We start from the raw sequence: 16531 nt of genomic DNA on the forward strand, positions 1-16531 counted from the left end.
GCGGTTACCGCAACTTCTGCTGAAGGAGGGGGGAGGGCGGCCGGTCAGACGTGGCGGCCGGGGCGTTGGACGCCGACGGCGGTGAGGGTGATCGAGCCGGTGGTGCCCTGGGCGGTGGAGGGGGCCGACTCGGGGAGCCGCAGGGTCAGGCGGAGGTGATCCGTCACTCCGTTCGCGAGGGCGGGGGAGGCGGGCAGGTCGATCCGGGCGGTGGCGGGTCGGTCGGGGGAGACGGCGGTGATCGTGCCGCCGCAGGTCGCTCCGTCGGACGACCAGGGCTGGGAGCAGCGGTCGAGGGCGATCTGCAGGCCGTCGGACGGGCTCGCGCCGACCACGGGCGCTGCGGATTCGAGCTGCAGGGCCGAGACAGCGACGGAGCCGGCGTTCGTGAGGTCGACGAGGCGGCGAGCGGTGCCTCCGGGGACGAGTCCGGTGGTGGCGACCGGGACTGTGGTGGCGGTGGTCGCGGTGAACGAGAGGGTGACGACTCCGGAGCTCGTCTCGGCCTTCACGACGGCGCGATCGGTGAACAGGGCGGTGGCGGTGGCGGTTCCGGCCAGGACGAGGGCGGCCGCGAGTCCGGTGGCGAGCAGGGTGCGGTGGCGGCGCGGGGGACGGCGGTGCGCGGCGCGGAGCACGGCGCGGTGGGCGGCACCGGTCACGAGACGGCCTCGGCGCGGGCCGGGGTGGCGCCCTCGGCCGGACCGCTCTCCCCAGCCCCCGCCCCGCCCGCGGGCCGACGCCAGATGACGAGCAGCACCGCCGCGACCACGAGCGCGCCGCCGCCCGCGAAGAGGGCGAAGCGCGCCTCCGGGGTCGTCAGGGCGAGGGCCGGCCAGCCGAGCAGCGGCACGACGGCCTCCTCGCGCCAGACGCGGTCGTCGCCGATGGTCAGGATCCACGGGTCGGCCGAGGCGTTGTTGTCGCCCTTGGTGGTCACGGCCAGCTGGCCCGGCTCCCGGCCGCGCAGCTGTGCGGCGTCCGCCTCGGAGTAGACGAGGGTCACACGGTGGATCACGCGGCGCGACGACGCGGTCGGGTCGGTGAAGACGATCACGTCGCCGGCGCGGATCTCGGCCTGGGCGGCGGGCAGGGTGACGGCGAGGGAGCCGACGGGCATGCCGGGCGCCATCGAGTTCGACAGCACGGGCACCAGGCGGACCACTCCGAGCGCCGAGAGGGCGAACGCGGCGACGCCCGCGACGGCGAGCAGGGTGACGAGCACGCCGGCGAGGGCGCGGAGGAGGCGGCGGATCACGCGGGGTCCTCCCGGCGGCGGCGGGCGAGCACGAGTCCCGCTGCGAGGGCGACGAGGGCTCCGAGCAGCGCGGCGCCGAGATCGCGACCGGTGACGGCGAGTCCGCCGGGGCGCGCGGGGGAGTCGGGTGCGGCGACTCCGGAGTCAGCGCCGGGACCGTCAGCGCCTGGACCGTCAGCACCGGGACCACCGGCACCGGCACCACCAGCGCCAGGACCCCCGGCGCCAGGACTCCCGGCACCCGGCCCGCCCGGTTCAGCCGCCCCCGCCACCGAGAACACGACCCGGAGCGACCTGTCCGCGTCCTCGAGCGCGTTCCCCCGCCGACTCCGGGAACGCCACGCGCACCCGGACGCCGACGGTCGCGCCCTCGGCGATCGGTCGGGCGGTCTCGAGCCGGCCGAGACCGGCGGCGGGTCCTGATCCGAGCGGCACGTCGCCCGAGGCGCAGGTGAAGCGCTCGACGCTGCGGCCCTCGGGGGTCGGCACGGGGGAGGAGTCGAAGGGGGCGTCGCAGAGGTCGACGGCGAGGCGGAGCCCGTCCGGAGCGGTGAGCAGGCGACCCTCGGAGTCGAAGCCGACGGTGAGCGCGTGGCCGACCGAGTCGGTGTTGGTCACCTCGGCGGCCCACTCCGACGAGTCGCCGGGCGCCAGGTCGGCGAGGGCGAGCGTCGAGGAGGAGCGCTCGCGCACGTCGAGGACGTCGCGCTCGTCGGCGCTCGCCGCGGGTGCGAGCAGGATCGTCGCGAGGACGGCGCCGAGCGCGCGGGCGGGGTGCATGGTGACTCCGGGAGGGAAGTGGGAGGGGTCCGCGCCCGACCACGGGGGCCGGGCGCGGACGGGGTGCTACTTCTGGATGCCGTCGCGCTGGATCGCAGCGGCGGTGTAGGTGATGGTGGCGGCGGCGTTCTCGTAGTCGTTGTCGGCGGCCGTGGGCAGCACGAGCTCGACGAGCGAGTTCAGGGTCGCGCCGGTGCCGGTGTCGGACGGGAAGGTGCCCTCGGGGGTCGCGGTCAGGCCGAAGTCCGCCGGGGTGAAGTCGATCGCGTTCGCGAGGCCGCCGATGGTCGACAGCTTGCCCTCGGAGGTGACCGTGGTGGTGCCGGCGCAGTCGTACGGGCCGGCCTCCCCGGTCGCGGGCAGGTTGGTCCACGGCACGGAGCAGGTGAGCAGCCGATAGTCGAGGCCGTCGGCGCCGGTGACGAGCGATTCCGCAACTCCGTCCACGTCGGGGTCGTTCGTGCCGAGGGTCTCCTCCGAGACCTCCTGGTAGAAGCGGACCGACTCGACGAGGTTGCCGTCGTTCGTGGCGTTCGGCAGCTCGATCAGCAGCGGGCGCTGCACCGTGTCGCCGGGGGCGATGTCGGTGATCGTCCAGTCGCCGGTGGCGACGATGTCGAGCTGACCCGCGTCGACGGTCGTCTCGGCGGTGTCGGAGTCGGTGAACACGGCGAAGGCGCCGGCGCCGGCGAGCGCTCCTGCGGCGAGCAGGACACCTCCGGTGAGGGCGATCTTCTTCCACGGGGTCGTGCGGGTGGGTCGGGGTGCTGCGGAGGTCATGGCGACCGTTCCTCTCTGGTCAGTGCCCGGTGCGGGCGTGGTCTCCCTTTCGCAGGACTGCGCAGAGGGAAGCTTGTGGGGGCGAGCGGGCATCAGCAGCCCCTCGCCGAGACGACGGCCGGAGTGGTCACGGCGGTCGAGGCGGGTGACGCGACGCCGAGCCAGCGCTGCAGGTCGGGGCGGATCCGCCACTGGTAGCCGCGGCCCTCGCCGACCCGGTCGTCGGTGAACGACGTGGCGGAGGCGATGGGAGTCGCGACGACGGTCCACGGCCCGGGCGTCGTGCCGGACGTGCGGCGCTCGAGGGTCCAGCCGGTCGTGCCAGGCACGGCCGCCCACGAGACGAGCACCGTGGGCCGGTTCGCCGTGCAGCTCGCGACGGGGGTCGCGACGACGGCCGAGCGCGTCCACGTGCCCAGGCTCACGGCTCCGCTTGTCGCCGCGGTGTCGCTGAAGCCGCGGCGGGTGAGGGGCTGCGGATCGACGGACACGGTGATCGTGGACGCCGCGGTGAGTGCGCCGTCGCTCGCCGTGTACGCGATCACGACGGGGCCGGTGAAGCCGCCGCCGGGCGGCGTGTAGGTGCAGGTCGTCGTGCACGAGAGCGTGCCGCGGGCGGGGGTCTGGGCGGTGAAGGTGAGCGTCGTGCCCGCGTCCTCGTCGGTGTCGTTGGCGAGCGGCGAGATCGCGACGAGAGCTCCTCCGGTGATCGCGACCGCCCGATCGGCGCGGGCGACGGGCGCGTGGTTCACCGCGGTGACCGTCACCGTGACGCGCACGTTCCAGGTGCCGTAGGTGCTCTGCAGCGCGTAGTCGAAGACGTCGGTGCCGACGTACGCGGCGATGGGCCGGTAGGTGCACTGGCCGCGGGTCGCTCCGGTGTCGACGCAGGTGACCGACCCCTGCACGGGAGTGGCGGGCGCGGGCGACGCCGCGCCTCCGATGCTCTTGGGAGTCGCCGAGAGCTGCGCCCGCGAGAACGTGGCGCCGGTGGCGACCGCCCCGTCGTTGGCCAGCACGTCGATCACGACCGAGCCGCCCTGCACCACGGTCACGGCGTCGGCGACCGGGTCGGGCACGACCGTGATCGCCACCGAGGCGGTGCGCGTGAAGGCCGCGCCCGTGGGCGGAGTCGCGGTGACGGTCGCCGTGTTCGCGATCGTGCCGGCCGTGACGTCGGCCGCGGTGGTCGTGTAGGTCGCGGTGGCGGTGACGATCTGCCCCGGAGTGAGGCGGCCGGCGGTGCCCGGCCAGGTCGGGGTGATCGTCGAGAGCCCGGCCTTCGGGTCGCTGATCGCGACGCTCGTGAGGGTGGTGTTGCCGGTGTTCGTGGCGCCGAACGTGTAGGTGATGACGGTGCCGGCCGCGCTGATGAACGACGGGTTCGCCGTCTTGGTGAACGCGAGGTCGTTGGTGCGGGTGAGCACGACGGTCTTGGACGCGGTGGACGTGACGGCCGCTCCGCTCGTCGGCGTCCCCGTCGCGGTCGCGGTGTTGAGCACGCTGCCCGCGTCGATGTCGGCCTGCGTGATCGCGTAGCTCGCCGTCGCGGTGACGGACAGGCCGACTCCGAGCGTGTTCGCGGTGCCCGGCCAGGTGCCGTAGGTCACGGCCGCCCGCGGGTCGGCGATGCTGACGGCGGTGAGCGGCACGTTGCCGGAGTTGGTCAGGGTGAAGGAGTAGTTGATCCGCGCGCCGACGACGGCGGTGCCGCTGAGCGTCCCGTCTTTCGTGAGCGTGAGCCCGGGGGCGTAGCGGATGGGCGTGGTGGCGGTGCTGGTGGCCGTCACGGTCGTCGGAGTCGCCGCGAGCGTCCGCCCGCTGACCGTCGCCGTGTTGGTGAGCGCCGTGTTCGCGTTGATGTCGGCCTGCGTCACCGTGTACGGGGCCGAGGTGAAGGTCGCCTGCCCGCCCGGAGCGATCTGCGCGGTGGTCGGCGTGATGCCGGCGACCTTCGGGTCGGTGACCGCGACTCCGGTCAGCGTCACATTGCCCGTGTTGCGGGCGACGAAGGAGTAGGTGACCGTCTCGCCGACGTCGGCCCGGGTGTTGCCGTTGGTGTCGGCGAGGGCGCCGGTCTTGGCGAGGGTGATCACGGGGGCGGGCGTGGTGATCGGGGCGGTGACGGTGGACGTGTTGCTCGTGATGGTGGTGGTGCCCGAGCGACCCGTCGCGGTCGCGGTGTTGACGAGGGAGCCGGCGACCGCCTCCGCCGCCGTGACGACCTTGCTGCCGGTGCAGGTGACGGAGGCGAGCGAGGCGAGTGAGGTCACCGGGCAGGTCACGACCGGGATCTTCGGGTCGCTGACCGCGATGTTCGTGATGCCCGCGAGCGAGGTGTTGGTGACGACGAACTGGTACGGGATCGTCTGGCCCTCGGCGTAGCTCACGGGTTGCGCGGTGGTGCGGTCGATCTGCTTGACCAGGTTGAGCGCGCCGAGGTCGTTCACGGTCGAGACCGTGACGTTGCGGATGAGGTGCGTGTCGGTGGATCCGCCGGTTGACGCCGTGAAGCCGAGCTTGTAGGTGGGGGGCGCGGCGGTGGTCATCGTGAACTGCATGACCTGGGTGAGCTGCGCGGCGGGCAGTCCGGCGGTCGCACCGAAGAAGACGGTGACGACCGGGAACGCGGCGGGCGAGACGGTGACGCGGATGGTGCGGCCGTAGGACATGGGCGGGTTCAGCGCCGCTGCCGTTCCCGTCGAGGTCGCCGGCACCGCAGTGCGCAGCGTGCTCGTGACCGGAGGCGTGCCGACGGCCGGTGCCTTTCCGTCGATGTAGCAGTAGCCGACACGAGCCTGGCCGGGACCTCGGGCCACGATGCGGTTGGCCACCTGGCCGGGTGAGAGGGGGAGCGCCGGGCAGCCCGCCCCGAGCCCGAGGAGGCTCGAGTTCGAGAAGTTGCCGAACGCGTCGAGCCCGATGCCCAGGTATCCGCCGTTCACGCCGTCGACGGTGTTCGACTGCCCGTACCCGAGCGAGCCGCCCGGCGCGCCCGCCGCCGTGAGGCTGCGCGACCCGTCGGTGAGGAAGAAGCCGATGCCGTCGGCGCCGTTGTTCCCCGTGGCGGTCGAGTACTGGTACTGGTCGAACAGCACGTCGATGCCGCCGGTCGCCGGGATCGCCCGGTTGAGCACCGCGCCGCCCTTGCTGTTGGTGCGGTTGTCGGTGAGCTGCAGGTAGCCGAGGTCGGCCGCAGTCGTCGGCGAGGCCGTGCGGTTCGTGCAGACGCCGAGGTTCGACGCCCCGGCTGGCGGGGCGGTGGCCGCCTTGGTCAGGCAGGCGCTGTCGAGCATCTGCCATGCGGAGTCGGGGACGCTCGTGCCGCCGAAGGACTCCTGGACGAGGAGGGTGGCGGCGTCGGCTCGTTGGGTGGCCGTGGGGCCGATGGTGAGGACGGCGGCGAGGAGCGCGAGGACGAGGGTGAGGGCGATGGGGCGGCGGGATGCTCGGTGGCCGGGGTCGATGAGGCGGCGCTGAGATGCGCGCACTGCCGCCATGGTGCGACCCCCCCCGGAGCGCCCTCCGGACCGTCCGGGGTTGAGCGGATACGAAGATACGGTCGCGGCGAAGGGGGCCTTGTCCCCCTAAGAAGGCACGCGAGGGAGGCGTCCGTGTGCCCCTTCTCGGGGTGAAGTCAGGGTGCAGTCATCGCGTGCACACAAAGTTCTCAGGATCGGTCTCGCGCGATCGTGTGCTCTTCCCTCGGAAGGCCGCACTTCCCCATACTCGGCGGGATCGTCCGATCTGTGATGGCTCTCGTTCGCCTGCAAAATGAGGCGGAGGCTCCCCCGACCCGTGGCGGAGAATGGCGCCTCCCTGACGCGAGATCGCGTCGGTCCGAAGGGGGATCGGAAGGGCGCTCGGTGTGTCGGGGACACGGTCCGGCGTGCGTGAGCTGCCGGCCGCCCTCCCGCACCACGACGATCTGTCGGATGAGCAGCCCATCTCGGACCGGACCGGAGCCGCCGCCTCTGCCGGTGAACAGCGGCACCACCAGAAGCGGGAGCGGATGCTTCCTTCGCAGAGGTGAGGGCGCACGTGCTCCTTCCCTCAGCCGTTCGCCTTCAGGGTCACCCCTGCCCGAGCGCGAACCGCTTCACCACGGGACGCTCCACCACGCTCACCACCGCGTAAAGTGCCACCGCGACGGCCACGACGACCACCGTCTCCGACCACAGCGCGCTGAAGCGCGACGCCGCGTAGTCGCGCACGAGCATGCTCCCCAGCCCCTCGCCGGTCGCCAGCCACTCGGCCAGCGTCGCTCCAGCGAACGCGCCCGGCACGGCGATGCGGGCCGACGCGAAGATCGCGGGGAGAGCGTAGAGCAGGCGCACCTTGCGCGTGACCATGGCAGTGGAGCCTCCCATCGAGACCACCACGTCGCAGGCGACCCCGGGCGCGGCGCGCAGCGCGGCGGCGACGCTCACCAGCGTGGGGAAGAAGGTGACGAGCGACACGATCACCGTCACTCCCAGGAGCCCGCGGCCGAAGACCAGGGCGAGCAGGGGCGTCATCGCGACCAGCGGAATCGACCGCATCACGACGGCGGCCGGCAGCACGGTGCGCTCGACCCAGGTCGACATCACGATGCCGACCGCGACGAGGCAGGCCAGAGCAGTGCCGATCACGTAGCCGACGCCGGCGTCGCGGAGGGTGATGGCCAGGCCGTCGAGGATGACGGCGCGATTCTCTCCCGACGAGACATCCAGGAACAGGAACGCCACCACGTCGAGCGGCGTCTTCGCGAAGTACGGCGACAGGTCGAACGCCAGGATCGCGCCCCACCAGACCGCGACGATCACCGCCAGCGAACCGAGCAGGCCGAGAAGACCGGCGAGAGCACTCCGCCCGCCGCGCAGCCCCGAAGCGGTCGCGATGCTCTGCCCGACCGCGGTCGAGACGTCGCGCGAGACCCACGGCGTGGCGAGCCTCCCGATGAGGCCTGCAGCCCAGTAGACGAGGCCGGCCAGTGCCGACATGGTCAGGGCGACGGCCCACGTGCGCGGCACCTGGAACGACGACTGCGCCTGCACGAGCATGACGCCGAGGCCGCGGGCGGCGCCGAGGTACTCGCCGAGGATGGTGCCCAGGATCGCGGCGGGGGCGGCGATTTGCAGTCCGGCGAACAGGCCGGGGAGCATCGCCATCAGCCGCGCCTTGCGCAGCACGACGCGATCCGAGCCTCCCATCGAGCGCACGAGGTCGACGGTCGCCCCGTTGACCGAGCGCAGCCCGAGGAGGCACGAGACCAGGGTCGTGAAGAGCACCGAGAGTCCGGCGAGGATCTGCTTGGGCACGTCGCCCGGGAAGACCACGACGAGGATCGGGGTGATCGCGACCAGCGGGACGCAGAAGCTCATCACCGCGATCCGGAGCAGCACGCGCTCGGTCCACGGCACCTGCACGAACAGGATCGCGGTGAGGACGGCGACCGCGTTGCCGACGAGGTACCCGACGGCGGCGTTCATGAGGGTCGCCCCGACGTTCATCGGCAGCACCGACAGGTCGTCGACGAAGGCGGCGACGACGGCCCACGGGGTCGGGATCACGCGCAGCGGAGCGGCGACGAGCGCGACGACCCACCACGCGGTGAGGAGACCGACGATCGGGACGACGCGGCCGACGACTCCGCGAGACCTGCGGCGCTGCACGAGCAGCGCAGTGGTGCGGGTGCTCGGCTGCTCGGGAGGCGCGAGAGCCGTCACCGCGGTGCCCCGGCCGCGATCGTCTCGCCGAAGAGGCCGCGCGAGAGGCGGTCGCAGTAGGCGTGGAACTCGGGGGTCTGCTGCAGCTCGGCCGTGCGGGGGCGCGGCAGGTCGATGTCGACGATCTCGACGATGCGGCCCGGGCGCGCGGCCATCAGCACGACGCGGTCGGCGAGGAACACGGCCTCGCTGATGCTGTGGGTGACGAGCAGCGTGGTCGTCGCGCGCTCGGTCCAGATGCGCTGCAGCTCGAGGTTGAGCCGGTGGCGGGTGACCTCGTCGAGGGCGCCGAAGGGCTCGTCGAGCAGCAGCGCGTCGGGCTCCATGGCCAGCGCACGGGCGAGGGAGACGCGCTGGCGCATGCCTCCTGAGAGCTGCGCGGGCTTCGCCTTCTCGAAGCCCGTCAGACCGACCAGCTCGATCAGGGCGGCGATGGCCGCCGTGTCCGTGCGACGGCCCGAGACCTCGTAGGCGAGGGCGATGTTCGCCGCGGCGCTGCGCCACGGGAGCAACGCAGAGTCCTGGAACGCGACTCCCACCCGGTGGTCGATGCGGGCCCGCTCGGGGTCGGCGCCGTGCAGCTGCGCGACGCCTCCGCTGACGCCCTCGAGCCCGGCGAAGATGCGCAGCAGCGTCGACTTGCCGCACCCCGAGGGGCCCAGGAGCGCGGTGAACTCGCCCTCCCGGGTCTCGAGGTCGACCCCGTCGAGCGCGCGCACGGTGCCGCGGGCGACGTCGAACTCCTTGACGACGCCCGCGGCCGACAGGCCCAGAGGCGAGTGGCCCGGAGAGGCACCGCCGCCCGCGCTGATCACGCCTTCCACTCCCCGGCGGCGCGGAGGCGGAGGATCTCGTCCTTGAGCGCGCTGTCGCGACCGGCGACCTCGTTGACGAGCTCCGAGCCTCCGCCGTCGCCCCAGAAGTCGTCGACCGAGCGGCCGGCGAGCTGCCCGCGGCGGGTGTGCACGTCGAGCGCGTACTCCGGGATCTCAAACGGCTTCTCGGAGGCGTTGATGAGGTGCATGGTCAGGTTCGCGAGCTCGTCGGAGGTGCGGTCCTTGGTCCGCTCCGAGAGGAAGCGGATGGCGTGGGTCGCGAACAGCCAGCGGTCGCCGAACGAGCGGTCGAGGCGCTGGTGCATGAGGTAGAGGCTGTTCACGACGACCGGCTCGGAGTAGCTGCCGTCACCGACGTCCTCGCACGAGATGACGTTGAGGCGCGCCCACATCATCTCTTCGAGGTCGGGGCTCGACTCGAACATCTCGCGGCCGACGAGGAGGGCGAGCTCGGTCTCGCCGCGACGGATCGACTTCTGCAAGGTCGAGATGAGCTCGTCGGCGGGGTAGCCGCGGACGGAGGTGACGCGGGTCCAGGGGTCTTCGGAGAAGTGGACGGGCATGAGAGGTCTCGCTTTCAGTGAGTAAGAGGTAGGGAGGGGCGAGCGTCAGCTCGCGTGGATCTCGTCGAGGATCGAGGTGTCGAAGAGCGACTCGAGATCGCCCTCGACGCCCTGGCTCTCGAGGGTCGCGATGTTCGCGGCGATGCCCTCGTCGCTCATGGTGAGGAGGCCGTTCTGCTCGGTCTCGGGAGTCTGCACCAGCGGGACGAACGCCTCCGCAGCGAGCTTCTGCTGCTCGAGGTCGAGGTTCTGGCTCTCGCCCGGGCCGTCGAGACGTAGGCGGCCGCGTCAGCGGGATCGGCGAGCGCGGTGGTCCAGCCGGCGATGGTGCCCTCGACGACCGCCTTCACCGTCGCGCGCTGCGCCTCGTCGGCGAGCGCCTCCTCGGTCGTGAAGAGCACGTTGCCCCACGCCTCGTAGCCGTAGTCGCTGAGCGGGAACGCGACTGTCTCGATGCCCTGCAGCTTCAGCGTCACGGGCTGGTTGTTGAGGAACGAGACGAAGGCGTCGCAATCGCCCGCGACGAGCGGCGACGGGTCGAAATCGGCGGTCACGTACTCGACGGCGGAGGGCTCGATGTCGTTGGCGGTGAGGATGCCGTCCATGATCGAGACGCCCGAGGTCTGAATGCACAGGCGCGAGCCGACCAGGTCGTCGAGCGTGTTCACGGGCGCGGAGGCGAGCGACATGATGCTCATCGGGTTCACCTGCAGGGTGGCGCCGACGATGACGAGGGGAGCGCCCTCGTTGCGGGCGCGGGCGACGACATCGGCGGAGGAGAGGCCGACGAGGGCCTTGCCGCTCGCGACGAGCGGTTCGACGGTCGTGCTGGGGCCGCCGGGTGTGATGGTGACGTCGACGCCCGCGTCTTCGTAGTCGCCGTCGCGCTCGCCGATGAACGGGCCCATGTTCTCGACGTTGGCGATCCAGCCGAGCTGGAGGGTGGCGGCGGGTGTCTCGGAGGCGGAGCTGTCGGAGCCGGCGCATCCGGCGAGGAGGCCGGTGACGCAGGCGCCGGCGAGGAGGGCGAGTGCCGCGCGGGGAGCGCGGCGAGGGGGGGAAGCAGGCATGACGACCTTCACAGGGAGGCGAGCGCGGAGGCGCCCGGGAGTGCACGGGGCAGCGCGGCGAGGCGCGCGAGGGTGCCGCTCGACGGCGGCGGACAGGGCCGCGGGACGAGGCGACCTCAGGAGGGCGCGCCACTGCAAGGGAGAGGCGCGCGGAAAGCGGGTGCGGCGGAGTGCGCCGGTCAGGCCGGCGCCGGAGCCCGCGAGTTCGAGAGCCGCCAGGTGCCCAGACGCCAGGCACCGCTGAGGCGGCACAGGGGCGTGGATTCGGGCACGGCGGGAGCTCCTCGAACGGGGTGTGAGCGGGATCCGCCTCACGGAGGTGGGCGTCTTCGAAGGACCGTATCCGGCGCCGTCGCCGTTCGACGAACCGGGGGAGGATCGTTTACGAGCCCGAAACCTGCCGAAACGAGCCGGTGACGACGAGGCCCCTAGGGTCGGCCTCGGGAAAAACGACAGGCGGGTGCTCCTCGTCATCGCGACATTCCTGATCCTGCTGTCGCGATATGAGAAGAGGCACCACCATGACCGTCCACGTCTATCTCGCCGGGTTCGAGGTCTTCTCGCCCGACGGCCCCGCCCTCGCCGAGCAGATGCGCGAGACCTGCCGCCGCTACGGCATCGAGCCGATCTCGCCGTTGGACAAGGGCGCCGACGCCGACCAGGGCCCTGCGCTCGAGGGCGAGGCGCTCGCCGACCGGATCTACGAGAACAACATCGCGATGATCGAGCGAGCCGACGCGGTCCTGGCCAATCTCAACCACTTCCGCGGCCCGGACCCCGACGCGGGCACCTGCTTCGAGGTCGGCTACGCGGTCGGGCGCGGCAAGGCGAGCTACGTCTACTCCTCCGACGGCGCGACCGCCGTCGACCGGGTGCGCGACTTCTTCGGGCCGGTCACCTCCGACGGCTCGGGCGGCTTCGTCGACGCCGACGGGATGACCGTCGAGAACTTCGGCTCGCCGTTCAACCTCATGCTCTCGTCGTCGAGCACCGTCGTCAGCGGCGACTTCGAGGCGTGCGTCGCCCGGCTCGCGGAGGACGCGGCCGCGGGGATCCTCGTCGGGAGGCGCACCGACCTCGTCGACGCGCCGTGAGCGTCGACAGCATCGCCGGCCTCCTGTCGGCGTTCGCCGACGGCAGGCTGTCAGCCGTCGAGGTCGCTGCCGATCGGCTCGCGGCCGTCGCCGCGCAGTCGGGCACCGTCGTGGCATGGGACGAGAACGCGGTGCTGGCCGCGGCCGCCTCCGTCGACGAGCGCCGCCGCCGAGGCCGGCCGCTCGGACCGCTCGCGGGGGTCCCGCTGACGGTCAAGGACTCGTTCGAGGTGGCGGGACTCGACGGGAGCGTCGGCACCGCCTCCACCGTGCACCGCTCCCGTGCGGACGCTCCCGCGGTCGCCGCTCTGCGCGCCGCCGACGCCGTGATCCTCGGCAAGACGAGCGTGCCCGCCTACCTCGACTCGTTCGACACCGCCAATGAGGTGCACGGCCGGGCACCCAACCCGTGGGGGGACGGACTGTCGGCCGGCGGGTCGTCGGGCGGCTCCGCTGCGGCGGTCGCCTCCGGACTCTCGTGGGGCGACCTCGGCAGCGACCTCTCGGGCTCGATCCGCGTACCCGCCGCCTGGAACGGCGTCTGCGGGCACCGCCCGAGCAGCGGCGTGATCTCGAAGCGCGGGCACCTGCCCTGGCCGGTGGACACGCGGCTCGAACCCTCCGCCTCCGCCGCCGGGCCGCTGGCCCGCAGCGCCGGCGATACCGAGACGCTGTTCGCGGTGCTCGCCGGCTCGGTCTCGCGTGGGCCGTGGCGGCTCGCGCTGCCGGCTCCGTCGTTCTCGCGAGTGCGAGAGCTGAGGGTCGGACTGTGGCTCTCGGAGGAGACGGCACCGGTCGATGACGAGACCGCGCAGGCGCTCGCAGAGCTCGCCGACGACCTGCGGACGGTGGGGGCGACGGTGATCGACCTCGGCCCGTCGGTGCTGGGTACCCCGGAGGCGGAGGAGCTGTTCGACCGGCTGATCGTGCACGAGATCTCGTTCGGCGCCGACCTCTCCGGTCCCGCTGGGCTCGACGCGGTGGGCGACACCGGCGCAGGCGCTCCGATCAGCCGCGCCTGGGCCGACTGGGATGCCCAGCTGCGCCTCCGCGACGAGTGGGAGCGGGTGTTCGAGCAGGTCGACGTCGTGCTCGCACCGACGGTGCCGTTCGCGGCTCCTGTCGTGTCGGTCGCTCAGGCCGACAAGCGGGTGATCGGCCGCTGGAGCTGCATGGCCAACCTCGGCGCCGGCCCCTCGACGGTGCTGCCGATCGGTCTCGGGTCGCGGTCGGGCCTCCCGATCGCCGCGCAGCTGATCGGCGCGCACGGCCACGACCTCGCGACCCTGCGCGCGGCGCGGCTGGTGGCGGACGAGGGGCTCGTGCCGCGCACGCTCCGGGCGCCCGGGTCCTGACGACGGCGCGTCACGGCAGCTGCTTCACCATCCGGAAGTTCGTCAGCTCGACCCCCGAGCGGACCGGATGCTGCTCGGCCACGACGGCGAAGCCGTGGCGCTCGAAGAACGGGCGGGCGGTGATGCTCACGTCTGCCCGGAGCTCGGGCGTGCCGGCGACCGATTCGACGTAGGCGAGCAGCGCATGAGCCACTCCGCGGCGGAGGAATCGCGGCGCGACGAACATCATGTCGATGTACCCGTCGGGCTGCACGTCGGAGAAGCCGACGACCGCGCCTCCGATCGTCGCCACGACGGCACCACGGCCCCTCATGGCCGCATGCCACGCCGGCAGATCGCGCTCGCCCGCCCACGCGCGGACCTGCTCGGGCGAGTAGTCGGCCGAGGCCGTCTCGGTGACCGCGGCGAGGAACACCGCGAGGGTGGCGGGGGCGTCGGCCTCGGAGTAGGGACGGATCTCGACAGCGTGCACGAGGCCATCCCATCACCCGCGTGCGCGGTCCCGCTCCGCAAGATGCCATGTATGACTGCGACGCCGGGCGGGAGCACGAGTGGCCTCTCGCGGCGAGGAGTGTCAGTGCCCAGAACCTGCGTGGAGACCCGGAGGTAGCCGTCGGCCGTCCGCTCGGCCCCGGAGCGGCGGGCCGCCACCGCCCGGACGGCCGCGCGGTCGAGGAGGCGTGCGCGCGGTTCAACGGCGACCGCCTCAGTGACCGACCGGACGACGAACGCGACACGCCGGAGCGAGCGCGCGACACGCCGGTGACCGCCCGCCGGACGACGTCCTTCCGACGTCGCGCGACATTCGACTCGAATGGTCCGCGCGAGTCAGCAGAAGTCGTCGTACTCGAGCGCGAGTACGACCACTTCTGAGGAGTGGGCGCTGCGGTGGAACGACGAAGGGGTCAGTTCTCGGACAAGTGATCGGCTCCCTTGGGAGAAGGGTGCGCGGGAGATGGCGCAGCCCCTTTCCCACGCAGGCGACCGTGATAGCGCGCGCTCCTTCGATCCGATCGTGCGGGACTCGCCCAGCACGCCGGCTTCGTGCTCAGGGCGGCGGCGAACAGGGGTGCCGCAGTCGTGGAACCGCGCGAAACCGCAGATGAAGGACGCTTTCGTCTCCGCTCCGCTCCTGGAGACCCGCACTCACGGCTGGCCGGGACATGGGTCGTCCACCTCGGTCCCCGACTCCGATGCCCGCATTCCTCCGCCGGGAGAGCGCTCTTTTCAGACCTCTCGCACCGTCCCTTTCCGACTAGGAGAGAAGCCGTATCGGAACCCCGCATCACCCCGTCGATAACGATTCCGCTCAGTGCGTCCGACCGGAGAACGAACGTTCTTCGCGCTCTCTCCCGACTTGTCGAGTCGCAATGTCTCAGAATCCACCATCGCACCCACCCAGACCCCCTTTCCCCAGGCAACCCCCTCGTGCCCCCACGTCCGGGGGGAAAATTTCTCTTGATTTCGCATGGAACGTGCATGTAGCTTCACCATCAAGCAACCCGACGCTGACGGATCCGCTGCCCGCCACCGCGCTCACCCGAGAGCAGGCAGGTCTCTCCTCCTCAGCTCGACCGGCGCCCGAATCGCCGGCCGAGTGCCTGCGGTGCGCCCGATGCCCCCTCCGAAAGCGACCTCTCGAACGCGCCCGAACGCGCTCCCGAACGCACCCGCCCCGAAGAATCGCGACCCCCCACGCGACCCCCCTCAGCGCGCGACCTCCCCCGATCGCGCCCTCCGACTCGAGGACCCTGGCCTTGACTGTGCACTCCGCGGGCACGATGCCCGCTGTGCGGATTCCCCTCCCGCACACGACATCGACGCGCGCCGCGACGCTCACCGAGCGCCCCGCCGCCCGTCCGCTGACCGCCGCGGCCCCGTTCACTCCGATCGCCGCCGGCAACGCGAAGGCTCTCCCCGTCCGCTTCGCCGACGCCCCCGCCCGCGGTGCGAAGGTCGCTCCGGAGGAGCCCGTCCGCCGGTCGCAGACCCGCGGCGGACGCCACGCCTCACCCGTCGTCGGCCGCCTGGTCGCGGTCCTCCCCGCGCACAACGAGGAGGCCGGCATCGCCGCGGCCATCCACGGCCTGCAGAACCAGACCTCCCCGCCCGATCGGATCGTCGTCGTCACCGACAACTGCACCGACGGCACCGCGCGCATCGCGCTGGAGGAGGGCGCCGAGGTCTTCGCGACCGTCGGCAACACCGACAAGAAGGCCGGGGCGCTGAACCAGTTCCTCGAGGTCCTGCTGCTGGAGCTCGAGGACGACGACCTCGTGCTCGTGCAGGACGCCGACTCCGCCCTCGACCCCGACTTCCTCGCGATCGCGCGCCTCAAGGTGGGCATCACGCGGATCGGCGCCGTCGGCGGCGTGTTCCGCGGCACGCCGGGCGGCGGCGTCGTCGGCCACCTGCAGCGCAACGAGTACGCCCGCTACGCCCGCGACGTGCGGCGCCTGAACGGCAAGTGCCTGGTCGTCACCGGCACGGCCGCCGTGCTCAAGGGCGGGATGCTCCGCCAGATCAGCCGGGGCCGGCTCGACGGCAGCCTGCCCTCGGGCGACGGCCGCGGCGGGATCTACGACACGACCGTCCTGACCGAGGACAACGAGCTCACCTTCGCGATCAAGCACCTCGGCTACGAGGTGCTGAGCCCCGCCGGCTGCACCCTCGTCACCGAGGTCATGCCCACGTGGAAGGAGCTCTGGCACCAGCGCCTGCGCTGGAAGCGCGGCGCCGTCGAGAACTGCGTGCAGTACGGCCTCACCCGCGTGACCTGGCCCTACTGGGGCCGCCAGCTGCTCACCATGGCGGGCTGCGTGATCACCTACGTGTACCTCGCGACCGTGATCTACGCGCTCGCGCTCGGCCAGCTCTCGATCCAGCCGTTCTGGCTCGGCATCACCCTCATCTTCGTCGTCGAGCGCATCGTCACGGTGCGCGACCGCGGGTGGAAGCACATGCTGCTCGCCGCGTCGATGTACGAGCTGTTCCTCGATCTGTTCCTGCAGATCGTGCACACCAAGGCCTACTTCGATGCGCTGACCCGCCGTCAGCGCGCGTGGTGAATCGGAAGGAAGATCCAGA

Annotated in this window: 14 protein-coding genes; 3 read left to right on the forward strand and 11 right to left on the reverse strand. The window is 72.2% G+C overall.

Features of this window, described 5'->3' with window-relative positions; all coding sequences use genetic code 11:
* Positions 1 to 44 precede the first annotated feature (44 nt).
* From B0T42_RS21975 to B0T42_RS09300, 10 genes are all read right to left on the reverse strand, one after another.
* Complete coding sequence (locus tag B0T42_RS21975) at positions 45 to 662, reverse strand: hypothetical protein (protein WP_077222910.1); 618 nt, start codon at positions 660 to 662, stop codon at positions 45 to 47.
* A complete protein-coding gene (locus tag B0T42_RS09265; RefSeq protein WP_077222911.1) occupies positions 659 to 1258 on the reverse strand; it encodes a signal peptidase I in 600 nt (199 codons plus the stop codon). Before B0T42_RS09265 ends, B0T42_RS21975 begins: the two co-directional genes overlap by 4 nt.
* A 255-nt stretch (positions 1259 to 1513) precedes the next feature.
* Positions 1514 to 2038 (reverse strand): hypothetical protein, encoded by a 525-nt coding sequence (locus B0T42_RS09270; protein WP_077222912.1) that lies wholly within the window; start codon positions 2036 to 2038, stop codon positions 1514 to 1516.
* A gap of 66 nt (positions 2039 to 2104) precedes the next feature.
* Positions 2105 to 2818: a TasA family protein gene (locus tag B0T42_RS09275; protein WP_077222913.1), complete on the reverse strand. Its 714-nt coding sequence runs from the start codon at positions 2816 to 2818 to the stop codon at positions 2105 to 2107.
* A gap of 92 nt (positions 2819 to 2910) precedes the next feature.
* The gene (locus tag B0T42_RS09280) at positions 2911 to 6318 is read right to left on the reverse strand and encodes a DUF7507 domain-containing protein (protein WP_077222914.1); all 3408 of its coding nucleotides are present in this window, start codon (positions 6316 to 6318) and stop codon (positions 2911 to 2913) included.
* A 573-nt stretch (positions 6319 to 6891) separates the two neighbouring features.
* Positions 6892 to 8526, reverse strand: coding sequence for an ABC transporter permease (locus B0T42_RS09285; protein ID WP_077222915.1), 1635 nt, complete (start codon positions 8524 to 8526; stop codon positions 6892 to 6894).
* Positions 8523 to 9341 carry an ABC transporter ATP-binding protein gene (locus B0T42_RS09290; protein WP_342418225.1) on the reverse strand — a complete coding sequence of 273 codons (819 nt, stop codon included), beginning with the start codon at positions 9339 to 9341 and terminating at the stop codon, positions 8523 to 8525. The genes B0T42_RS09285 and B0T42_RS09290 overlap by 4 nt, the downstream gene beginning before the upstream one ends.
* Positions 9338 to 9925: a hypothetical protein gene (locus B0T42_RS09295; protein WP_077222917.1), complete on the reverse strand. Its 588-nt coding sequence runs from the start codon at positions 9923 to 9925 to the stop codon at positions 9338 to 9340. Before B0T42_RS09295 ends, B0T42_RS09290 begins: the two co-directional genes overlap by 4 nt.
* Positions 9926 to 9970: 45 nt before the next feature.
* Complete coding sequence (locus B0T42_RS19985) at positions 9971 to 10123, reverse strand: hypothetical protein (protein ID WP_158078089.1); 153 nt, start codon at positions 10121 to 10123, stop codon at positions 9971 to 9973.
* Entirely contained in the window at positions 10081 to 10995 is a 915-nt protein-coding gene (locus tag B0T42_RS09300) for an ABC transporter substrate-binding protein (protein ID WP_158078090.1), read from the reverse strand. The genes B0T42_RS19985 and B0T42_RS09300 overlap by 43 nt, the downstream gene beginning before the upstream one ends.
* A gap of 521 nt (positions 10996 to 11516) precedes the next feature.
* Between B0T42_RS09300 and B0T42_RS09305 the strand changes: the two genes are divergently transcribed.
* Together B0T42_RS09305 and B0T42_RS09310 are read left to right on the forward strand one after the other, a co-directional pair.
* The gene (locus B0T42_RS09305) at positions 11517 to 12089 is read left to right on the forward strand and encodes a nucleoside 2-deoxyribosyltransferase (RefSeq protein ID WP_077222919.1); all 573 of its coding nucleotides are present in this window, start codon (positions 11517 to 11519) and stop codon (positions 12087 to 12089) included.
* Positions 12086 to 13444: an amidase family protein gene (locus B0T42_RS09310; protein ID WP_158078091.1), complete on the forward strand. Its 1359-nt coding sequence runs from the start codon at positions 12086 to 12088 to the stop codon at positions 13442 to 13444. Before B0T42_RS09305 ends, B0T42_RS09310 begins: the two co-directional genes overlap by 4 nt.
* 10 nt (positions 13445 to 13454) lie before the next feature.
* Here B0T42_RS09310 and B0T42_RS09315 read toward each other — a convergent pair whose 3' ends face one another.
* The gene (locus B0T42_RS09315) at positions 13455 to 13916 is read right to left on the reverse strand and encodes a GNAT family N-acetyltransferase (protein ID WP_077222921.1); all 462 of its coding nucleotides are present in this window, start codon (positions 13914 to 13916) and stop codon (positions 13455 to 13457) included.
* A 1318-nt stretch (positions 13917 to 15234) separates the two neighbouring features.
* On the opposite strand from B0T42_RS09315, the gene B0T42_RS09320 reads away from it, so the two are divergent.
* Positions 15235 to 16512, forward strand: a complete 1278-nt coding sequence (locus B0T42_RS09320; RefSeq protein ID WP_236720197.1) for a glycosyltransferase family 2 protein — start codon at positions 15235 to 15237, stop codon at positions 16510 to 16512.
* Positions 16513 to 16531 lie beyond the last annotated feature (19 nt).

The sequence above is a fragment of the Rathayibacter rhapontici genome (assembly GCF_001995175.1).
In the GTDB taxonomy this organism is placed as follows: domain Bacteria; phylum Actinomycetota; class Actinomycetes; order Actinomycetales; family Microbacteriaceae; genus Rathayibacter.